Origin of the sequence: Kitasatospora sp. CM 4170 (genome assembly GCF_032110285.1) — a bacterium.
Lineage (GTDB): Bacteria > Actinomycetota > Actinomycetes > Streptomycetales > Streptomycetaceae > Kitasatospora > Kitasatospora aburaviensis.
Genome location: NZ_CP134877.1, coordinates 385,897 through 406,030, shown reverse-complemented (window position 1 = coordinate 406,030; position 20,134 = coordinate 385,897). Strand labels below are relative to the sequence as shown.

The window sequence follows — 20,134 nt, the reverse complement described above, 5'->3', positions numbered from 1 at the left end:
CGGTGGCGGTGGTCTCTCCATTCCTCCTCTCCCCATCCGCGATGAGAGAAGGAACCGATGGTCCGTGAACTGACCCATTTCGTCGGCGGCAAGCGCACCGCCGGGACGTCCGGCCGCTTCGGCGACGTGTACGACCCCAACACCGGCCGGGTGCAGGCCCGGGTTCCGCTGGCCGACCGGGCCGAGGTCGAGGCGGTGATCGCCGACGCCGCACAGGCCCAGCCCGAGTGGGCCGCCTGGAATCCGCAGCGGCGGGCCCGGGTGCTGCTGCGCTTCCTGCAGCTGGTCGAGCAGGAGAAGGAGGAGCTCGCCCGGCTGCTCTCCGCCGAGCACGGCAAGACCGTCGCCGACGCCCACGGGGACATCCAACGCGGCCTGGAGGTCGTCGAGTTCGCCGCCGGGATCCCGCACCTGCTCAAGGGCGAGTTCACCGACAACGCCGGCACCGGCATCGACGTGTACTCGATGCGCCAGCCGCTCGGCGTCGTCGCGGGCATCACGCCGTTCAACTTCCCGGCGATGATCCCGCTCTGGAAGGCCGCGCCCGCGCTGGCCTGCGGCAACGCCTTCGTCCTGAAGCCCTCCGAGCGGGACCCCTCGGTGCCGCTGCGCCTCGCCGAGCTGTTCCTGGAGGCCGGCCTGCCGCCGGGCGTGCTCAACGTCGTCAACGGCGGCAAGGAGGCCGTCGACACGCTGTTGGAGGACCCGCGGGTGGAGGCCGTCGGCTTCGTCGGCTCGACCCCGATCGCCCAGTACGTGTACGCGACGGCGGCCGCCCACGGGAAGCGGGCACAGTGCTTCGGTGGCGCGAAGAACCACATGATCGTCATGCCGGACGCCGACCTCGACCAGGCGGCCGACGCGCTGATCGGCGCGGGGTACGGCTCGGCCGGCGAGCGCTGCATGGCGATCTCGGTCGCCGTCCCGGTGGGGGAGGAGACCGCCGACGCCCTGGTGGCGAAGCTGGTCGAGCGGATCGCCGGGCTGAAGGTCGGCCGCTCGGACGACCCGGCGGCCGACTTCGGCCCGCTGGTCGGAGCCGACGCGCTGGCGCGGGTGCGCGGCTACCTCGATCTCGGGGTCGAGGAGGGCGCCGAACTCGTCGTCGACGGCAGGGACTTCCGCCTGGACGGGCACGAGGGCGGCTACTTCCTCGGCGCCTCGCTGTTCGACCGGGTCACCCCGGAGATGCGGATCCACCGGGAGGAGATCTTCGGCCCGGTGCTCACCGTCGTCCGCGCCGCCGACTACGAGCAGGCCCTGCGCCTGCCCAGCGAGCACGAGTTCGGCAACGGCGTCGCCATCTTCACCCGCGACGGCGACACCGCCCGCGACTTCACCCGCCGCGTCAACACCGGCATGGTCGGCGTCAACGTGCCGATCCCGGTGCCGATCGCCTACCACAGCTTCGGCGGCTGGAAGCGCTCCGCGTTCGGCGACCTCAACCAGCACGGCCCGGACGCGATCCGCTTCTACACCCGCACCCGCACCGTCACCTCGCGCTGGCCCTCCGGGGTCAAGGAGGGCGCGAGCTTCACCATGCCGACGATGGGATGAGCGCCGTGCACGACCTCACCGAGGACCAGCGGGCCGTCGCGGACACCACCCGGGCCTTCGCCGACGAGTACCTGGCGCCGCACGCGGTGGAGTGGGACCGCGCCAAGCACTTCCCGGTCGACGTACTGCGCAAGGCGGCGGACGTCGGCCTGGCCGGCGTCTACGTGCGCGAAGACGTCGGCGGCTCCGAACTCTCCCGCGCGGACGGGGTGGTGGCCTTCGAGGCGCTCGCCACCGGCTGCCCGTCGATCGCCGCCTACCTGTCCATCCACAACATGGTCGGCTGGATGGTCGACCGCTACGGCACGCAGGCGCAGCGCACCCGCTGGCTGCCCGCGCTCTGCTCGGCCGAACAGCTGGGCAGCTACTGCCTCACCGAGCCCGGCGCCGGCTCCGACGCCGCCGCGCTCACCACCCGGGCCGTGCGGCAGGGCGACCACTGGGTGCTGGACGGCGTCAAGCAGTTCATCTCCGGGGCGGGCACCTCGCAGGTGTACGTGGTGATGGCTCGCACCGGTGGTGCGGGTGCGCGTGGTGTCTCCGCCTTCGTCGTGGAGCGCGACGACCCGGGCGTCTCCTTCGGCCCGAACGAGCAGAAGATGGGCTGGAACGCCCAGCCGACCCGGCAGGTGCTGCTGGACGGCGTCCGGCTGCCCGCCGACCGCCTGCTCGGGGCGGAGGGCGAGGGCTTCCGCATCGCCATGGGCGGCCTCAACGGCGGACGGCTCGGTATCGCGGCCTGCTCGCTGGGCGGCGCCCAGAGTGCGCTGGACCGCGCGGTGGCCTACCTCGCCGACCGCGAGGCGTTCGGGGCCCGCCTGCTGCACGCCCAGGCGCTGCAGTTCCGACTCGCCGACATGGCGACCGAGTTGGAGGCCGCCCGGGCCCTGGTCTGGCGGGCCGCCACGGCCCTGGACCGGGGTGACGCCCGTGCGCAGCAGCTCTGCGCGATGGCCAAGCGGCACGCCACCGACACCGGCTTCACGGTGGCCAACGAGGCCCTCCAACTGCACGGAGGCTACGGCTACCTCGCCGAGTACGGCATCGAGAAGATCGTCCGCGACCTGCGGGTGCACCAGATCCTGGAAGGGACCAACGAGATCATGCGCGTCATCGTCGCCCGCGGCCTGACCGGAGCCGCGTGATGACCGGCAACACCGTGGACGAGGTCATCGTCCAGCGTGAGGGCAGGGCGGGCCTGATCGTCCTCAACCGGCCCGCGGCCCTGAACGCCCTCACCCACGGCATGGTGCAGCGGATCTCGGAGGCCCTGGACGCCTGGGAGCAGGACGAGCGGATCGAGACCGTCGTCGTCACCGGGGCCGGCGACCGCGCCTTCTGCGCCGGCGGCGACATCGTCGCCATCCACCGCGCCGCCACCGGCGGCGACCCGCGAGCCGTCGAGGAGTTCTGGCGCGACGAGTACCGGCTCAACGCCCGGATCGCCCGCTACTCCAAGCCCTACGTCGCCGTCATGGACGGCATCGTGATGGGCGGCGGCGTCGGCGTCTCCGCCCACGGCAGCGTCCGCATCGTCACCGGGACCACCCGCGTCGCCATGCCGGAGGCGGGCATCGGTTTCGTCCCCGACGTCGGCGGCACCTACCTGCTCGCCCTCGCACCGGGCGAGCTCGGTACCCACCTCGCCCTGACGGCCGGCTCGGTCGGCGGCGCGGACGCCCTGCTGTGCGGGCTCGCCGACCACTTCGTGCCCGCCGAGCGGCTCCCGGCCCTGCTGGACGACCTCGCCGAGCTGCCCGTGCACGACGCCCTCGAACGGCACGTCGAGCCCGCGCCGGCGGGCGTGCTGGACGGACACCGGGCGTGGATCGACAGCTGCTACGCCGCCGACACCGTGGCGGAGATCCTCGACCGGCTGCGGGAGAGCGGCGAGCCCGAAGCCAAGAAGGCCGTGGACCGGATCACCGCCAACTCCCCGACCGCCGTGACGGCGACGCTCGCCGCACTGCGCCGGGCCCGGGCCCTCGGCCCGCTGGAGGCGGTGCTGGACCAGGAGTACCGCACGTCCTGTGCGGCGCTCTCCACGCCCGACCTCGCCGAGGGGATCCGGGCCCAGGTGATCGACAAGGACCGCACGCCGCGGTGGAGCCCGGCGACGCTGAGCGCCGTCGAACCCGCCGCCGTGGCGCGCTACTTCGCCCCGCTCGGCGAGCGCGAACTCGGCCTCGCCGCCATCACACCCCTGGAGCGCTGGTGACCCACCGCATCGGATTCGTCGGACTGGGCAACATGGGCGGCCCGATGGCGGCCAACCTGGTCAAAGCGGGGTACCGGGTGACCGGTTACGACCTGGCGGAGGACGCCCGGGAGCGCGCCGCCGCGCATGGCGTGGTCGTGGCCGGCTCGGCGGCGGAAGCGGTCGGCGACGCCGAGTCGGTGGTCACCATGCTGCCGACCGGACGGCAGGTCCTGGACGCCTACCGGGAGCTCACCGCCGTCGCCCGGGGTGCGCTGTTCGTGGACTGTTCCACCATCGCCGTCGGGGACGCCCGGGTGGCCGCCGACCTCGCCCGGGTCGCCGGGCACCGCGCCGTCGACGCACCGGTCTCCGGTGGCGTGGCCGGTGCGGAGGCGGCGAGCCTCACGTTCATGGTCGGCGCCGGGGACGCAGACTTCGCCGCCGTCGAACCGGTGTTGGCGGCGATGGGCCGCCGCGTCGTCCACTGCGGAGCCTCCGGCGCCGGCCAGGCGGCGAAGATCTGCAACAACATGATCCTGGGCATCTCCATGATCGCGGTCGGCGAGGCCTTCGCCCTCGGGGAGAGCCTCGGCCTGAGCCACCAGGCGCTGTTCGACGTGGCCTCCACGGCCTCCGGGCAGTGCTGGGCGCTCACCACCAACTGTCCGGTGCCCGGCCCGGTGCCGACCAGCCCGGCCAACCGCGGGTACGCGGCCGGGTTCGCCGCCGCGCTGATGGCCAAGGACCTCGGGCTCGCCGCCGACGCGGCCACCGCCTCCGCCGTTCCGGCCGAACTGGGCAGGCGGGCAGCCGAGTTGTTCGCCGATTTCGCCCAGGGCGAGGCCGCCGGCCTGGACTTCTCCGCCATCATCACCACCCTCAGGGAGACCTCCGCATGACGTACGAGACGATCCTGGTCGAGCGCAAGGGCCGGGTCGGGCTGATCACGCTCGACCGTCCCAAGGCGCTCAACGCGCTCAACACCCTCCTGATGAACGAAGTCGTCGCGGCGGCAACGGAGTTCGACCGCGATCCGGAGATCGGCTGCCTGCTGGTCACCGGCTCGGAGAAGGCCTTCGCGGCCGGCGCCGACATCAAGGAGATGCAGTCCCTCGGCTTCGTGGACGCCTACCTGGGCGACTGGTTCGCCGCCTGGGACCGCTTCGCCGCCCTGCGCAAGCCGGTCGTGGCGGCCGTCGCGGGCTACGCGCTCGGCGGAGGCTGCGAGTTGGCGATGATGTGCGACATCCTGCTGGCGGCCGACACCGCGAGGTTCGGGCAACCGGAGATCAAGCTCGGCGTGATCCCCGGCATCGGCGGCTCGCAGCGGCTGACCCGGGCGATCGGCAAGGCCAAGGCGATGGAGCTCTGCCTGACCGGCCGGATGATGGGCGCCGAGGAGGCCGAGCGGGCCGGTCTGGTCTCGCGGATCGTCCCGGCCGACCAGCTGCTCGCCGAGGCCCTGCCACCGCGGAGAAGGCCGCGGAGATGTCGACCCCGGCGGCCGTCATGCTCAAGGAGAGCGTCGACCGCGCGTACGAGACCACCCTCGCCGAGGGCGTCCGGTTCGAACGCCGGCTCTTCCACGCCGCGTTCGCCACGGCGGACCAGAAGGAGGGCATGGCCGCCTTCGCCGAGAAGCGCCCGCCGTCCTTCACCCACCGCTGACAGGCCGCGTGGTGCGCCGCCCCCGGACGAGGGGCGGCGCACCACGGGCCGTCGGCCGTCGGACCGCCGGCGCGGGTGGGCGTCCAGGTGGGGCCGGGCCGCCCGGACCCACCGTGATGTGACGCACGATCCCTTGACCGGATCTTTTCCGCTTCGCCATGATGAGCCGTCAAGTTGTGACTCCGCCGTTCGGGGGAAGCCGGTCCGAATCCGGCGCTGACCCGCAACGGTAGGCCGCCGACGCCACGTCGGCGGCGAGCCCGAGTACCCGTCGGCGGAGGTGTTGTCCCCTCCTCCCGTCGTGGTCTGCGGGCCGGAGCTCCGAGGGCTGCCCCGGCACGTTGCCGACGTCCTCCGGGCCCCTGCGTCCAGGCCCGGAAAGGCACCCATGTCCGCGCTTCGCCGCACCTTCGGTCTGCTCGCGATACCCGCCCTCGCGCTCGCCACCGCACTCCCCGCGGCCACCGCCGCCCACGCCGCACCGGCCGCCGCGACGTCCTCCCCGACCGTCCGGCCGGATGCCGCCGCGGCCGGCTGGCTGGCCCGCCAGCTCGTCGACGGCGACCACTTCGAGTCCGTCTTCAACGGCACCGCCTACCCCGACCAGGGCCTGACCATCGACGCCGTGCTGGCCTTCGCCGCCTCGCACAGCTCCGACCAGGCCGCCGCCAAGGCCACCGCCTGGCTGGCCAAGCCCGAGATCATCAGCGGCTACCTCGGCGACGGCACCACCGAGGCCTACGCGGGCGCCACCGCCAAGCTGCTGCTCGCCGCCGAGGTCCGCGGCGTGAACCCGACGGCTTTCGGCGGCATCGACCTGCCGGCCCGGCTGCGCTCGCTCCAGAGCCCCGAGGGCCGCTTCTCCGACCGCTCCCAGTGGGGCGACTACAGCAACGCCTTCGGCCAGTCGCTCGCCCTGATCGCCCTGCACCGCACCCCCGGCGGCGCCCCTGCCACGGCCGTCGACTTCCTCGCCAACAGCCAGTGCGCGGACGGCGGTTACCCGGTCTCCTTCGGTCAGGCCGCCTGCACCAGCGACCCGGACGCGACCGCCCTCGCCGCCCAGGCCCTCGCCGCCACCGGCCGCACCGCCAAGGCGAACGCGGGTCTCGGCTGGCTCGCCGCCCACCAGAACGCCGACGGCGGCTTCGTCGCGGCCGGGGCCACCGCCTCCAACGCCAACACCACCGGGCTGGCCACGCAGGCGCTGCTGTCCGGCGGGCGCTTCGGGGCCGGCGTCAAGGGCTGGAGCCGGTTGGTCAAGTTCCAGCAGGGCTGCACCACCGACCCGGCGGTGCGGGGCGCGATCGCGTACGACGCGTCCGGTTTCAACGCGGGCAACGGGTCCCGCGCCACCGCGCAGGCCGTCCTCGGCCTCGGTGGCACCCCGCTGGCCACCCTCTCCGCCGCCGGCGCGCGTCCCGACGCCCCGACCCTGGCCTGCCCGGCCCCGGCCTCCCACTGAGACGACGAACCCCCGATCCCGCGAGGAGAGTTCCGATGACCGACACCCTCATCCCGGCCCGCCCGGCCCGCCCGGCCCGCCGCACGCTCGGTTCGGTCGCCGCGGCCGCCGCCCTCACCGCCGGCCTGCTCGGCGCCTCCGCCGTCCAGGCCCCGCCGGCCCGGGCCGCGGCCTGTAGCGGTACCACCGGCGTCACCGTCGTGGTGGACTTCACCGCCGTCGGCGGCGGCATCGAGACCGGATGCGCCCCCGGGGACCCGGCCAGCGGCCTGGCCGCACTGACCGGCGCCGGGTTCTCGTACGCCTTCCACCCGCGTTTCCCGGGCTTCGTGTGCAAGATCAACGCACTGCCGGCGACGTGCACCAACCCGACCGGCAGCGCCTACTGGTCGTACTGGCACGCGCAGCACGGCGGCCCGTGGTCGTACAGCAGCCTGGGTGCGGGCAGCTACAACCCGGCCTCCGGCGACGTCGAGGGCTGGTCCTTCGGCGCGGGTGCGCAGCCGGGTGTGACGGCGCCCTGACGACCGGGCGACGCACCGGCGCGCCGGGCCCCGCGGAAGGGGCCCGGCGCGCGTCGGCGGCGATGGGCGACGTCCAGGCCGACCGTCCACGTGCCGGCCGACGAGGTGACGTGATCGACATGACGATCCGTTGACTCATCGTCAGGCGTCGTGGTCTGATGAAGCGATTGTCACCCTCCGCATTCAGGGGAAGCCGGTCCAACTCCGGCGCTGACCCGCAACCGTAGACCCACCTCGGGGTGGGTGAGCCGGAATGCCTGGACCGGGGGTCTGTTCACACAGCACTTGCGTCGTCGCGGACTACGACGTGGTCGGGACGGTCCCTGCCCGGGAACCGTCGGCTGCGCCGTTGCTCCCGCGTCGACCGACCAGGGAGTCGTCGTGAGGGTCAGCAGCAGTCGCGCACGTCGGAGAAGCCGGGACCTCGCATCCCTCGTGGTCGCCGGGACCGTCGCGGCTGCCGCCTGCGGCACGGTCCTGCTCGGACACCCCGGTACTGCCGCCGCCGACCCGGTCAGCCCCACCACCCCGCCCCTCTCCGCCGGGCGCAGCCCCGATCTCGGCAAGGGCGGCGCCTACCTCACCGACCCGTCCCGGCTGATCGACGGCCACTACTACGAAGGCTTCCCGGGCTTCGCCGACTTCGGCCTCACCATCGACGGGGCCTACGCCCTCGCCGCCACCGGCACCGACGACACCGCGCTGCGCAAGATCGTCGACTTCCTGGACCAGCAGGGCAAGGACGCCGGCGACCGCACCGTCAACGACTGGACCGCGATCGGCACCGAGTACGCGGGCGGCGGCTCGATCGGCAAGGAGGCGCTGCTCGCCGAGGTCGTCGGCCGCAACCCGCGGAACTTCGGCGGCCACGACCTGATCGCCGCCCTCGCCGCGATGGTGTGCACCAAGGCCGACGCGAACACCGGCTGCGACGCCCCGGGCAACTACACCTACGCCACCTCGGTCTTCTCCCAGGCGCTCGCCGTCATGGCCCAGCTCCGGGCCGGCGAGTCGACCGGCGCCGCTCCCGCGATCGCCTACCTGAAGAGCCTCCAGCACCAGGACGGCTCCTGGCCGAGCCTGATCCCCGCCACCGGCGACTCCGACGTGGACAGCACGGCGATGGCCGTCATGGCCCTCGCCCTCGTCCCCGGGGACGAGGCCGTGCAGGCGGTCGACAAGGGGCTCGGCTGGCTCGCCTCGCGGCAGCTGCCCGACGGCGGCTTCCCCGGTGCGGCCGGCGACTCCACCAACTCGGCCGCGCTGGCCGTCCAGGGCATGACGCTGCGCAAGGCCGCCTACGGCGGACACATCACCAAGGCGCTCGACTTCCTGGCCGGGCAGCAGAACGGTGACGGAGGGTTCAACGTCGCGTCCGCTGGGCAGCAGGGATCGGACGTCCGCGCCTCCACCCAGGTGCTCGGCGGTGCCACCGGCATCTCCTTCGGGACGCTGACCCGCCCGCTCGGAGGTACGCCGACGCCCACCGGCACGCCGACCCCGACGGGGACGCCCACGGGGACGCCGACCGGGACGCCGACCCCGACGGGGACGCCCACGGGAGCGCCGACCACCACCCCGACCTCGACGCCGACCGGCACTCCCGCCGGTACGCCGACCACGACCACCTCCAGCACCCCGGCGGGCGCGCCCACCACGGCCGCACCGGCCCTCGTGACCAGTACCCCCTCGGCCGGCGGCGGCCCGATCACCTGGTCGGCCGACGGCGTCGACGCCCCGGCGGTCGGTGCCGGCGTTCCGGCCGGGGGAGAGCCGGTACGGGCCGGCTCCGGCAACCTGGCGGGCACCGGAACCGAAGCACTGACGCTGACAGCGGTTGCGGGTGCGATGACCGCGCTCGGCTCCGCCGCCGTCCTCGTCGCCCGTCGCCGCCGCACCACAGCCCCGGGGCGTCACCGGTGAACCGGCGGCCCGGCACGCGCCCCGGCCGGCTGGCCGGGGCGGCGGCGCTGACCTTCGCGCTCGCCTCCGGCGGCGTCGCCGCGGGCACCGCCCCCGCCGCCGCCGCGCCGCTGCCGATCGACCAGTGCACCACCACCTCCGGCGTCGTGCTCGCCGTGGACCTCAGCAGGTGGGGCGGCCCGCTGCTGCGCTCCTGCGGGACCACTCCCACCACCGGGTACGCCCTGCTCAACCAGGGCGGTTGGAAGACCACCGGCACCGGGCACGACGGTCCGGCGTTCATCTGCCGCATCGGCTACAGCGGGTTCCAGGGCGGAAAGCAGTTCCCGACCACGGACCAGGAGAAGTGCGTGCTGACGCCCCCGGCCACGGCCTACTGGTCGTACTGGCACGCCGACCCGGGGCAGAACGAGTGGTCCTACAGCCAGCTCGGGGCGATGAGCTACCAGCCGAAGCCCGGAAGCGTCGACCTGTGGATCTTCGGCGGCACCAACATCGAGGGCACCGAGGGGCGTCCCACCTTCTCGCCGGACAGCGTCCGGGCCCACAACTCCAGCCCGGGCGGGCAGCCGGCCGACCCGGGCCAGAGCAGCACGGGCGGCTCCGGCGGTGCCTCGGGCGGCGGTTCCGGCTCCTCGGGCGGTTCCGGCGGCGGCTCCACGGGGGCCACCGGCACGACCGGCGGCTCCGGCGCCGGCTCGGGCGGCAGCACCGGCAGCACCGGCACCACCGGCGGCTCGGGTACGGCCGGTGGCGCCACCACCACCAACGGCTCCGGTACCACTGGCGCCACCACCACCGGCGGCTCCGGCGCGACGGGTGGCTCAGGCCGTGCCCCGGCCCCCGCCAAACCCCAGACGAGCGGAGCCCGTCCGCCCGCGCCTGTCCGGCCCCAGGGGACCGGCACCTCCGGCACCCCCGACGACGGCATCACCCCGCCGGGCGCCCCCGAGCCAACCCCGGAGCCCGCGACACCGGTGCCGGCCGAGACGCCCACCGCGGCACCGACGGACACCCCGAGCGAGCAGCCGACGGAGCAGCCCGCCGTGGCCGCGCCGACGGCCACCCCCGCCGTGCCCGGCGGGGTGGTGGACGCGGCTCCGGTGGCCGACGCCCCGCACGACTCCGGCTCGATGGTCCCCGCCGTGGTCGGGACCGTGCTCGTCGTGGCCCTGGGTGTGGCCACGGTGGTCGCGGCGCGCCGCCGCCGCCGACAGGCCGAGTGATCTCGTGACCGTGCTCGACAAGCGCCCTGCCGGCTCCCCGCCCCCCGCCCCCGGATGGAGCGCCGGGGGCCGGCGCAGCCCGCGGAACCTGCACCCGCTGGCCTGGTGGACGTGGGCGCTCGCCCTGGCGACGGCCGCCAGCCGCACCACCAACCCGCTGCTCCTGCTCCTCGTCCTCGCCGTGCTCGGCTACGTGGTCACCGCCCGCCGGACCGAAGCCCCGTGGGCGCGCGGATTCACCTACTACCTGTGGGTGGCGCTGAGCGTGGTGGCGATCCGGGTGGTGTTCCGGTGCGTCTTCGCCACCGGCATCACCCCGCACGACCACCTGCTCTTCTCGCTGCCGCACATCCCCACCCCCGCCTGGTACGCGGGCATCGAGATCGGCGGCCCGGTCTCGCTGGAGGCCACGCTCTCCGCGGCCTTCGACGGTCTGCGGCTCGCCTGCCTGATCTGCTGCATCGGCGCGGCCAACACCCTCGCCAACCCCAAACGGGCCCTGCGCGTCCTGCCGGGTGCCCTGTACGAGCTGGGCGTCGCCGTGACGGTGTCGCTGAGCGTCGCTCCGCAGCTGGTGCAGAGCGTCCAACGCGTCGCCCGGGCACGACGGTTGCGCGCCGGGCAGCGCAAGGGCGTCCGCGCTCTGCGCAGCATCGTGGTCCCGGTGCTGGAGGACGCGCTGGAGCGTTCGCTGCACCTGGCCGCGGCGATGGACTCGCGCGGCTACGGGCGCTCCGGAACGGCCTCGCGCCGCTCCCGCCGGATCACCGGCGCGCTGATGCTGCTCGGCATGTGCGGCCTGTGCGCGGGCGTGTACGGGCTGCTGGACGGCACGGCCCCGGCCGCGCTCGGACTGCCGGCCTTCCTCGCGGGCGCCGTGCTCTGCGTGGCGGGCCTGTTGCTCGGCGGCCGGCGGGTACGGCGCACCACCTACCGGCCGGACCGCTGGCGGGCTGCCGAATGGGGGGTCGCCGGCTGCGGCGTGACCGCCGCCGTGCTGCTGTTCGCCACCGTCGGCTACGACGCCACCGACCTCAACCCCTCCCTCTACCCCCTGAGTTGGCCGACCCTGCCACTCGTCCCGGTGCTGGCTCTCCTGCTGGCGGGCGCCGCCGGGGTCGTCGCCCCGCCGCCCGGCCGGACGCCCGCGCCCGCCGTGCCCCAGCAGCGCCCGCCCGGGCGCAGCAGTGGCGACACCCGCAGCACCGGCGACACCCGCACCACCAGCACCGACCGCACGACCTCCGAGGTGAGCACGTGATCCGATTCGACCGGGTCGGCGTGGTGTACGACGGCGAGACCACGCCCGTCCTGCGCGACGTCGACCTGTACATCCCGGAGGGCGAGCTCTGCCTGGTGGTCGGCCGCACCGGCGTCGGCAAGTCCACCCTGCTCGGCGCCGTCAACGGCCTCGTGCCGCACTTCACCGGCGGCACCCTGCGCGGCCGGGTCACCGTGGACGGCCGCGACACCGCCCACCACCCGCCGCGTGAACTCGCCGACGTGGTCGGCGTGGTGGGCCAGGACCCGCTGGCCGGCTTCACCACCGACACGGTGGAGGAGGAACTCGCCTACGTCATGGAGCAGTTGGCGATCCCGCCGGACGTGATGCGCAAGCGCGTCGAGGAGACCCTCGATCTGCTCGGCCTGGCCGACCTGCGCCACCGCGCCCTGTACGAGCTCTCCGGCGGGCAGCAGCAGCGCGTCGCCATCGGTTCCGTCCTCACCGCGCACCCGCGGGTCCTGGTGCTGGACGAGCCGACGTCCGCGCTCGACCCGACCGCCGCCGAGGAGGTGCTCGCCGCGATCACCCGGCTGGTCCACGACCTCGGTGTCACCGTCCTGCTCGCCGAGCACCGGCTGGAGCGGGTCGTCCAGTACGCCGACCGGGTCGCCTACCTGCCCGGCGACGGCACCGTCGTGCACGGCCCGCCCGCCGAGGTCTTCCAGGACACCGCCATCGCGCCGCCCGTCGTGGACCTCGGCCGGCTGGCCGGCTGGCGGCCGCTGCCGCTGTCCGTCCGGGACGCCCGCCGGGCCGCCGCACCACTGCGGGAACGGCTCACCGCCGTGCCGGTTCCGCCACCGCGCCGCAAGGCGGTGGCGGGGGAAACGGTCCTGGACGCCCGGGGGGTCGTCGTCCGGTACGGGCCGGTCGCCGCCGTCCGGGAGGCCGACCTCGCGCTGCGCGCCGGTGAGGTCACCGCGTTGATGGGCCGCAACGGCTCCGGCAAGTCCTCGCTCCTGTGGGCCCTGCAGGGCTCCGGGCCCCGGCAGGGCGGCACCGTGAAGGTCACCGGGGCCGGGGGAGGGAAGGCCGAGGACCCCAAGCGCCTCCCCGCGGCCCGGGCCCGGCAACTGGTCGGGCTCGTCCCGCAGACCCCCACCGACCTGCTCTACCTGGAGACGGTCGCCCAGGAACTCGCCCAGAGCGACCTTGAGGCCGAGCGGGACTCCGGGCCGACCGCGCGGCAGATCCTCGACCGCCTCGCCCCCGGGATCCCGGACGACACCCACCCCCGGGACCTCTCCGAAGGGCAGAAGCTGGCCCTCGTCCTGGCGATCCAACTGGCCGCCGCGCCCCGGGTCGTGCTGCTGGACGAGCCCACCCGCGGTCTCGACTACCAGGCCAAGGCGGCGCTCACCGGCATCGTCGACGCCCTCGCCGCCGAAGGCCGCACCGTCGTGGTCTCCACCCACGACGTCGAGTTCGTCGCCACCGCCGCCGACCGGGTCGTGGTGATGGCCGAGGGCGAGATCGTCGCCGACGGCCCGACCGCCGAGGTCATCGTCGCCTCGCCGACTTTCGCCCCGCAGACCGCCAAGATCCTCGCGCCGCTGGCCTACCTGACCACCCGGCAGGTCGCCGAGGCCCTCGCACCGGCGGAGTCCGCCCGGTGACCGCCGTCCGGATCCCCGGCCGCGCCCGCGTCGTCGTCGCCCTGGCCGCCTTCATCGGCCTGGTCGCCTTCACCTGGCCGTTCGTCGTCGCCCCCGGGAAGTTCGGCTCCAACTACGCCCCACCGCTGATCTTCGGCGCCCTGCTGGTCCTGGTCCTCGCCGTCGTCGTCGCGGAGATCGCGGCCGGCGGCATCGACGCCAAGGCCCTCGCCATGCTCGGCGTGCTCTCCGCCGTCAACGCCGGGCTGCGCCCGCTCGGCGCCGGCACGGCCGGGGTGGAGACGGTCTTCTTCGTCCTCGTGCTGGCCGGCCGGGTCTTCGGCCCCGGCTTCGGCTTCACCCTCGGCTGCACCTCGCTGTTCGCTTCCGCCCTGCTCACCGGCGGCGTCGGGCCCTGGATGCCGTACCAGATGTTCGGCTGCGCCTTCGTGGGCATGCTCGCCGGCCTGCTGCCGAAGGCCCCGCGCCGCTGGGAGGTGCCGATGCTGGCCGGGTACGGGGCCTTCTCCGGGTACCTGTTCGGCTTCCTGCTCAACCTCTCCTTCTGGCCGTTCTCCACCGACCCGAACAGCTCGATCGCCTACCTGCCGGGCCTGCCCTTCACCGAGCAGTGGCACCGCTACCTGCTCTTCGACCTGGCCACCTCGCTCGGCTGGGACACCGGCCGCGCCGTCACCACCTTCACCGCCGTCCTCGTCGTCGGGCCGGCCGTCCTGACGGTCTTCCGCCGGGCCGCCCGGCGCGCCAACTTCGAACCCGCGGTCCGCTTCGAGGCTGCGGACGGCCTGAACTCGACCACCGCCGGCTCGCCCGGATGAGATCGGCACGTCGTCCAGCCCGCCGTGAGGCCTCCGCAGCCCTCCCGCACCTCCACCGAGTGGACCGAACCGGTCCCGAAACGACATCCGGCAGGCTCTGCTCCCCGACCGCCGGGCGGCCGGCTACAACAGCATGGCCTCGAACTGGTGCGCCGGTGCGACCAGCGGTTGTTCGGACCAGATGACCTTGCCCCGGGCCGTGTACCTGGTTCCCCAGCGCTCGGCCATCTGGGCCACCAGGAACAGGCCGCGGCCGCCCTCGTCCGTGGTGGCGGCGTAGCGAAGGTACGGGGCGGTGCTGCTGCCGTCGGAGACCTCGCAGACCAGGCTGGTGTCGCGCAGCATGCGGACGCGGACCGGCTGGGTGCCGTAGCGGATGGCGTTGGTGATCAGTTCGCTGAGGATCAGCTCGCTGGTGAAGGCCAGTTCCTCCAGGCCCCACGCGGCCAGCTGGTCGGCGCATGCGGAGCGGACGCGGGAGACGGCGGCGAACTCGTCCGGTACCTCCCAGGTGGCGACCTGGCCGGGCTCGAACAGGCGTGTCCTGGCGACGAGGAGTGCGATGTCGTCGCTCGGGCGTGGCGGGACCAGCGCGTCGAACACCGCCCTGCAGGTCTCCTCGGGGGATCGTTCGGCTCGGGTGTCGGCGAGGGCGGCGTGCAGGTCGGCGAGCCCGCTGTCGAGGTCGCGGTCGCGGGTCGCGATCAGCCCGTTGGTGTAGAGGACCAGTGCGGTGCCGGGTGCCAGTCGGAGTTCGGAGGTTTCGAAGGGGAGGCCGCCCACGCCGAGGGGCGGGCCGGCGGGCAGGTCGAGGAATTCCACCGAGCCGTCGGTGTGCACCAGTGCGGGCGGCGGGTGGCCGGCCCGTGCCATGGTGCAGTGTCCGGAGACCGGGTCGTAGATCGCGTACAGGCAGGTGGCGCCCGTGACAGCCGCCGGCTCGCCGTCGTCGTCGCCCTCTCCCGCGGCCGCCTCGCCCTGGTCGAGCCGGGCGACCAGGTCGTCGAGGCGGGCGATCAGTTCGTCCGGGGGCAGGTCGAGGGCGGAGAAGTTGAGCACGGCCGTGCGCAGCCGTCCCATGGTGGCGGCGGCGTGCAGCCCGTGGCCGACGACGTCGCCGACGACGAGTGCCACGCGGAAGCCGGGCAGCGGGACGACGTCGAACCAGTCCCCACCGACTCCCTGCCGGGCCGGACGATAGCGGTACGCGACGTCCAGGGCGCCCTGCCGGGGCAGACCGCGCGGCAGCAGGCTGCGCTGCAGCGTCTCGGCCATCCGGTGTTCGCGGGTGTAGCGGCGGGCGTTGTCGACGGTGATCGCCGCGCGGGCGACCAGTTCCTCGGCGAAGGAGACGTCCTCCTCCCCGAACGGCTCGGACTCCCCGGCGCGCCAGAAGTTGACCTCGCCGAGGATCAGGCCGCGCGCCTGCAGGGGCACCGAGATCAGCGAGTGGATCCCGTACGCGAGCACCCGGTCGGAGTTCTCCGGGTCACGCGCCCGCCACGCCTGCGCCTGGTGCAGGTCGGCGGCGAGTACGGCGTGCCCGCTCTCCAGCGCGGCGCCCTCGGCGGTGGCGGGCACGAAACTGATCAGCGAGCCGACGGGGTAGAGCGGCCAGTCGTCCCTGATGCCGCTGACGGCCGTGCGGCGGATCTCCGGGCCACCGGCCGTGCCCGTGCCCGGCGGCGGCTCGTCACCGCGCAGCACCGGATCGGCCAGCTCGACCGTGGCGAAGTCCGCGAAGCGGGGAACCGCCACGTCGGCCAGCTCCTGTGCGGTCTGCACGATGTCCAAGGTGGTGCCGACCCGCGGTCCGGCGTCGTAGAGCAGCTGCAGCCGGGCCCGCGCCGCCTCGGCCTGCCCGGCCAGTGCGCGCAGCTCGGTGGTGTCCCGGACGGTCGCGACGCTGCCGGGCCCTCCGCCGAACGGTGCGGTGGGACGGTTGTTGACGGCGAGCAGCCGGTCCTCGGCCGGGTGCACCTCGTCGGTCGCCGCCCTCCCGGACGCCAGCAGTTCGGCCAGGCCCGGGTTCAGCCCGAGCTCGGCGACGGGCCGCCCCTCCACCTCGGGCGGCAGCCCCAGCAACCGCCGGGCCTCGTCGTTCGCCAGCACCACCCGGGTGTCCGCGCCCACGATCAGCACGCCCTCGCGGACCGCGTGCAGCACCGCGTCGTGGTGCTCGTACATCCGCGTCATCTCGGACGGGCCCAGGCCGTGCGTCTGGCGGCGCAGCCGCCGCCGCACCAGCACCGCACCGGCCGTGCCCGCGGCGAGCGCGGCCGCCGCGCCGCCGAGCAGGACCGGCAGCTGCCGGCTCACGTCGCCGCCCGCGTGCGCGACCGTGTAGCCGACCGACACCAGCCCGGCGACCGAACCGTCCGGCCTGTCGGCCGGTGCGGTGGTGTCCACGACCCGTCCGAAGGGGGTGGCGAAGCTGCTGGTGAACGGCCCCTTGAAGGCCGCCCCGTACGCGCCGACGACGTGGGTCCCGATCTCCTCGGGATTGGGCGCCGTGTAGGCGATGCCCTCCCGACTGAAGATCACGACGTAGTCGAAGCCGCCGCTCTTCCTGACGTCCTCGGCCAGCGGCTGCAGCGTCGCCGTCGGGTCGGGGCTGCCCAGCGCCGTCACCACCATCGGGACCTGCGCCAGGGTGACCGCCGCGGCGCGCGTGCGCTGCTCGGCCCCGTTCGTACTGTTGTTGCGCGCCTGGAGGATGAGCGCTGTGAGCGCGGCCCCGATCAGCAGCACCACGACGATCAGCATCCACAGGAACACCTGCCCGGCGACGCTGCGCACCCTCAGCCGGGAGGGCAGCCCACGCCACGGCGAGCGGCGCCTCGCCGCCTCGCCCTTGTCCTCGCCGCCGAGGGCCTGGCTGTCCTTTCGCCGCACTGGCTGGCCTCTCGCTGCACCTGGGCCGTCCCCGCACACCCGAGACTCCTTCCCACGCTGCCACCTGGCCCGCACCCGTGCACGTCCGAGGACGAGCCGGGCTCCCGCCGCCCCGGCCGCCGCCGCGGCCGGTCGTCGACGCCGAGGAGGTCGCAGGGCGCGTCTCAGCATCCGGACGATTTGAGCGATTCACTGGTCGGTGCCCGCCGTCCTGCCCCTAAGCTGGCCGTGCAGCTGGTTCGCCCTGCCCGCCAGGCAGGCGCGTCGCAAGAGGGAACCCGGTGGGAATCCGGGACTGCCCCGCAGCGGTGAGCGGGAACGACCGCCGTCATACGCACTGGGCCCGGGTCGGGTCTGGGAAGCGACGGCCAGTAGGTGTCCGCCCTGGTACCAGGGTGGCCGTGCCCGCGAGTCCGAAGACCTGCCACTGCCCGTGCGCGACCGTTCGCGCACGGCCATCCGGTGACCTCGTGGGCGGGTCGGCGTGCAGACAGGCGGAGCAGCACCCGGGTGCGGGGCGTCCGCCCGGTCCGTCATCCCTTCGCGCCTTCGTGCCGTCACCGGCACCAGAGGAACCAGGCTCGCGAAGGAGAGTCCCTTGACAGCGAAGTCCGCAGCCGCGGCGACCGTGGCCACCGTGTACGGATACCCCCGCCAGGGCCGGGGCCGGGAACTGAAGAAGGCCATCGAGGGCTACTGGAAGGGCGCGGTCACCGCCGGGGCGCTGCTGGCCACCGCCTCCGACCTGCGCCGGGAGAACTGGGCGCAGCTCGGCGAGGCGGGGGTCCGGGAGGTCCCGACCGGCGACTTCTCGCTCTACGACCACGTGCTCGACGCGACGGTCGCCGTGGGCGCGATCCCGGCCCGGCACCGGGCCGCCGTCGACGCCGACCCGCTGGACGGCTACTTCGCCATGGCACGCGGCACCCAGGACGTCGCGCCGCTCGAAATGACGAAGTGGTTCGACACCAACTACCACTACCTCGTGCCCGAGTTGGGCCCCGACACGGTGTTCGCCGCGAACCCGGCCAAGGCGGTCGCCGAGCTGCGCGAGGCCCTCGTCCTCGGCCACGCCGCCCGGCCGGTGCTGGTCGGCCCGGTGACCTATCTGCTGCTGGCCAAGCCCGCTCCCGGGGTGGCCGAGGACTTCCTGCCGATCACCCTGCTGGACCGGCTGCTGCCCGTCTACGCCGAACTGCTCGCCCACCTGCGGGCGGCGGGCGCCGCCTGGGTGCAGCTGGACGAGCCCGCGCTGGTGCAGGACCGCACCCCGGCGGAGCTGAACGCCGCCGCTCGCGCCTACCGCGAGCTGGGCGGCCTGGCCGACCGGCCGAAGCTGCTGGTGGCGAGCTACTTCGACCGCCTCGGCGAAGCCCTGCCGGTGCTCGCCAAGGCCCCGGTCGAAGGCCTGGCGCTGGACTTCACCGGACCGGGCGCCGCCAACCTCGACGACCTCGCCGCCGCCGGGGGCCTGCCCGGCAAGCGGCTGGTGGCCGGTGTGGTCGACGGGCGCAACATCTGGATCAACGACCTGGAGAAGTCGCTGGCCACCTTGGCGACCCTGCTCGGGCTCGCCGGGCGGGTCGACGTCGCGCCGTCCTGCTCCCTGCTGCACGTGCCGATCGACGCCGGCCTGGAACGCGACGTCGATCCGCAGATCGCCCGCTGGCTCGCCTTCGCCGAGCAGAAGGCCGCCGAGGTCGCCCTGCTGGCCCGCGGCCTGCGGGAGGGCACCGGCGCGATCACCGCCGAACTCGCCGCCAACCGCGCCGACCTGGCCTCCCGCGCCACCTCGCCGGTCACCCGTGACCCGGCCGTGCGCGCCCGAGCCGCCGCCGTCACCGGGGCCGACGCCCACCGCGCCCAGGCCTACCCGGAGCGCGCCGAAGCCCAACGCGCCCGGCTCCGCCTGCCGCTGCTGCCGACCACCACCATCGGCTCGTTCCCGCAGACCACCGAGCTGCGCGTCGCCCGCGCCGACCTGACCGCCGGCCGGATCGACGCGGCCGCCTACCGGGAGCGGATGGCGGCCGAGGTCCGCGAGGTCATCGCCTACCAGGAGAAGGCCGGCCTGGACGTCCTCGTCCACGGCGAGCCCGAACGCAACGACATGGTCCAGTACTTCGCCGAACAGCTCACCGGCTACCTCGCCACCCGGCACGGCTGGGTCCAGTCCTACGGCACCCGGTACGTGCGCCCGCCGGTCCTCGCCGGCGACATCTCCCGCCCCCACCCGATGACCGTCGACTGGTTCCGCTACGCCCAGGACCTCACCGACCGCCCGGTCAAGGGCATGCTCACCGGCCCGGTCACCATGCTCGCCTGGTCCTTCGTCCGCGACGACCAGCCGCTCGCCGACACCGCCCGCCAGGTGGCCCTCGCCCTGCGCGAGGAGGTGGCCGACCTGGAGGCCGCCGGCGCGGCGGTCGTCCAGGTCGACGAACCGGCCCTGCGCGAGACCCTGCCGCTGCGGGCCGCCGCCCGCCCGGCGTACCTGGCCTGGGCCACCGAGGCCTTCCGCCTCGCCACCTCCGGGGTGCGAGCCGACACCCAGATCCACACCCACATGTGCTACGCCGAGTTCGGCGCCGTCATGACGGCCATCGACGACCTCGATGCGGACGTCATCTCCCTGGAGGCCACCCGCTCGCACATGGAGGTCGCCGGAGAGCTCGCCGAGGCCGGCTACCCGCGCGAGGTCGGCCCCGGCATCTGGGACATCCACTCCCCGCGCGTCCCGAGCACCGACGAGGCGGTCTCCCTGCTGCGGGCCGGGCTCGCCGCGATCCCGGCCGAACGGCTGTGGGTCAACCCCGACTGCGGCCTGAAGACCCGCGGCTGGCCGGAGACCCGCGCCTCCCTCGACAGCCTGGTCGCCGCCGCCCGCCACCTGCGGGAGGAACTGGCCGGCTGACGAGCCGGCACGGGATCACCAGGGGCGGGCACGGTGACACGCA

The 20,134-nt window shown here is 74.4% G+C and carries 13 protein-coding genes, 1 pseudogene and 3 riboswitches; of the genes and pseudogenes, 13 read left to right on the top strand and 1 reads right to left on the bottom strand.

The annotated features are described in order from the left end of the window. Positions 1–57: 57 nt before the first annotated feature. From RMN57_RS01690 to RMN57_RS01635, 12 genes and pseudogenes are all read left to right on the top strand, one after another. Positions 58–1,557, top strand: coding sequence for a CoA-acylating methylmalonate-semialdehyde dehydrogenase (locus RMN57_RS01690; protein ID WP_313761537.1), 1,500 nt, complete (start codon positions 58–60; stop codon positions 1,555–1,557). Continuing rightward, the gene (locus tag RMN57_RS01685) at positions 1,554–2,702 is read left to right on the top strand and encodes an acyl-CoA dehydrogenase family protein (RefSeq protein ID WP_313761536.1); all 1,149 of its coding nucleotides are present in this window, start codon (positions 1,554–1,556) and stop codon (positions 2,700–2,702) included. The genes RMN57_RS01690 and RMN57_RS01685 overlap by 4 nt, the downstream gene beginning before the upstream one ends. Then, on the top strand, positions 2,702–3,775 hold the full coding sequence (locus RMN57_RS01680) for an enoyl-CoA hydratase/isomerase family protein (protein ID WP_313761535.1): 1,074 nt from the start codon (positions 2,702–2,704) through the stop codon (positions 3,773–3,775). The genes RMN57_RS01685 and RMN57_RS01680 overlap by 1 nt, the downstream gene beginning before the upstream one ends. Further along, positions 3,772–4,656: a 3-hydroxyisobutyrate dehydrogenase gene (gene mmsB, locus RMN57_RS01675; RefSeq protein WP_313761534.1), complete on the top strand. Its 885-nt coding sequence runs from the start codon at positions 3,772–3,774 to the stop codon at positions 4,654–4,656. Before RMN57_RS01680 ends, mmsB begins: the two co-directional genes overlap by 4 nt. Then, positions 4,653–5,425: pseudogene (locus RMN57_RS01670) on the top strand (enoyl-CoA hydratase). Before mmsB ends, RMN57_RS01670 begins: the two are co-directional and overlap by 4 nt. Before the next feature lie 150 nt (positions 5,426–5,575). After that, positions 5,576–5,716: riboswitch (cobalamin riboswitch) on the top strand. 97 nt (positions 5,717–5,813) lie between these two features. Beyond that, positions 5,814–6,890, top strand: a complete 1,077-nt coding sequence (locus RMN57_RS01665; protein WP_313761533.1) for a peptidase — start codon at positions 5,814–5,816, stop codon at positions 6,888–6,890. Between the two features lie 35 nt (positions 6,891–6,925). Continuing rightward, complete coding sequence (locus RMN57_RS01660; protein ID WP_313761532.1) at positions 6,926–7,414, top strand: flagellar hook-length control protein FliK; 489 nt, start codon at positions 6,926–6,928, stop codon at positions 7,412–7,414. 136 nt (positions 7,415–7,550) lie between these two features. Then, positions 7,551–7,694, top strand: a riboswitch (cobalamin riboswitch). A gap of 101 nt (positions 7,695–7,795) precedes the next feature. Then, on the top strand, positions 7,796–9,337 hold the full coding sequence (locus RMN57_RS01655; protein WP_313761531.1) for a prenyltransferase/squalene oxidase repeat-containing protein: 1,542 nt from the start codon (positions 7,796–7,798) through the stop codon (positions 9,335–9,337). Next, positions 9,334–10,563 (top strand): hypothetical protein, encoded by a 1,230-nt coding sequence (locus tag RMN57_RS36970; protein ID WP_380235374.1) that lies wholly within the window; start codon positions 9,334–9,336, stop codon positions 10,561–10,563. Before RMN57_RS01655 ends, RMN57_RS36970 begins: the two co-directional genes overlap by 4 nt. 4 nt (positions 10,564–10,567) lie before the next feature. After that, a complete protein-coding gene (locus tag RMN57_RS01645) occupies positions 10,568–11,824 on the top strand; it encodes a CbiQ family ECF transporter T component (RefSeq protein ID WP_313761530.1) in 1,257 nt (418 codons plus the stop codon). Next, a complete protein-coding gene (locus tag RMN57_RS01640) occupies positions 11,821–13,464 on the top strand; it encodes an ATP-binding cassette domain-containing protein (protein WP_313761529.1) in 1,644 nt (547 codons plus the stop codon). Before RMN57_RS01645 ends, RMN57_RS01640 begins: the two co-directional genes overlap by 4 nt. Continuing rightward, positions 13,461–14,282, top strand: coding sequence for an ECF transporter S component (locus RMN57_RS01635; protein ID WP_313761528.1), 822 nt, complete (start codon positions 13,461–13,463; stop codon positions 14,280–14,282). The genes RMN57_RS01640 and RMN57_RS01635 overlap by 4 nt, the downstream gene beginning before the upstream one ends. A gap of 123 nt (positions 14,283–14,405) precedes the next feature. Here RMN57_RS01635 and RMN57_RS01630 read toward each other — a convergent pair whose 3' ends face one another. Further along, on the bottom strand, positions 14,406–17,048 hold the full coding sequence (locus tag RMN57_RS01630; RefSeq protein ID WP_313767686.1) for a SpoIIE family protein phosphatase: 2,643 nt from the start codon (positions 17,046–17,048) through the stop codon (positions 14,406–14,408). Positions 17,049–17,395: 347 nt separating this feature from the next. Further along, positions 17,396–17,621, top strand: a riboswitch (cobalamin riboswitch). 154 nt (positions 17,622–17,775) lie between these two features. On the opposite strand from RMN57_RS01630, the gene metE reads away from it, so the two are divergent. Then, positions 17,776–20,091, top strand: coding sequence for a 5-methyltetrahydropteroyltriglutamate--homocysteine S-methyltransferase (gene metE / locus RMN57_RS01625; RefSeq protein ID WP_313761527.1), 2,316 nt, complete (start codon positions 17,776–17,778; stop codon positions 20,089–20,091). Positions 20,092–20,134: the final 43 nt, after the last annotated feature.

Bases quoted from the DNA above. Each gene is read 5' to 3' on its own strand.
- RMN57_RS01685 (WP_313761536.1), top strand. From the start codon at position 1,554: ATGAGCGCCGTGCACGACCTCACCGAGGACCAGCGGGCCGTCGCGGAC.
- RMN57_RS01630 (WP_313767686.1), bottom strand. From the start codon at position 17,048: ATGCTGATCGTCGTGGTGCTGCTGATCGGGGCCGCGCTCACAGCGCTC.
- RMN57_RS01690 (WP_313761537.1), top strand. From the start codon at position 58: ATGGTCCGTGAACTGACCCATTTCGTCGGCGGCAAGCGCACCGCCGGG.
- RMN57_RS01660 (WP_313761532.1), top strand. From the start codon at position 6,926: ATGACCGACACCCTCATCCCGGCCCGCCCGGCCCGCCCGGCCCGCCGC.
- RMN57_RS01665 (WP_313761533.1), top strand. From the start codon at position 5,814: ATGTCCGCGCTTCGCCGCACCTTCGGTCTGCTCGCGATACCCGCCCTC.
- RMN57_RS01680 (WP_313761535.1), top strand. From the start codon at position 2,702: ATGACCGGCAACACCGTGGACGAGGTCATCGTCCAGCGTGAGGGCAGG.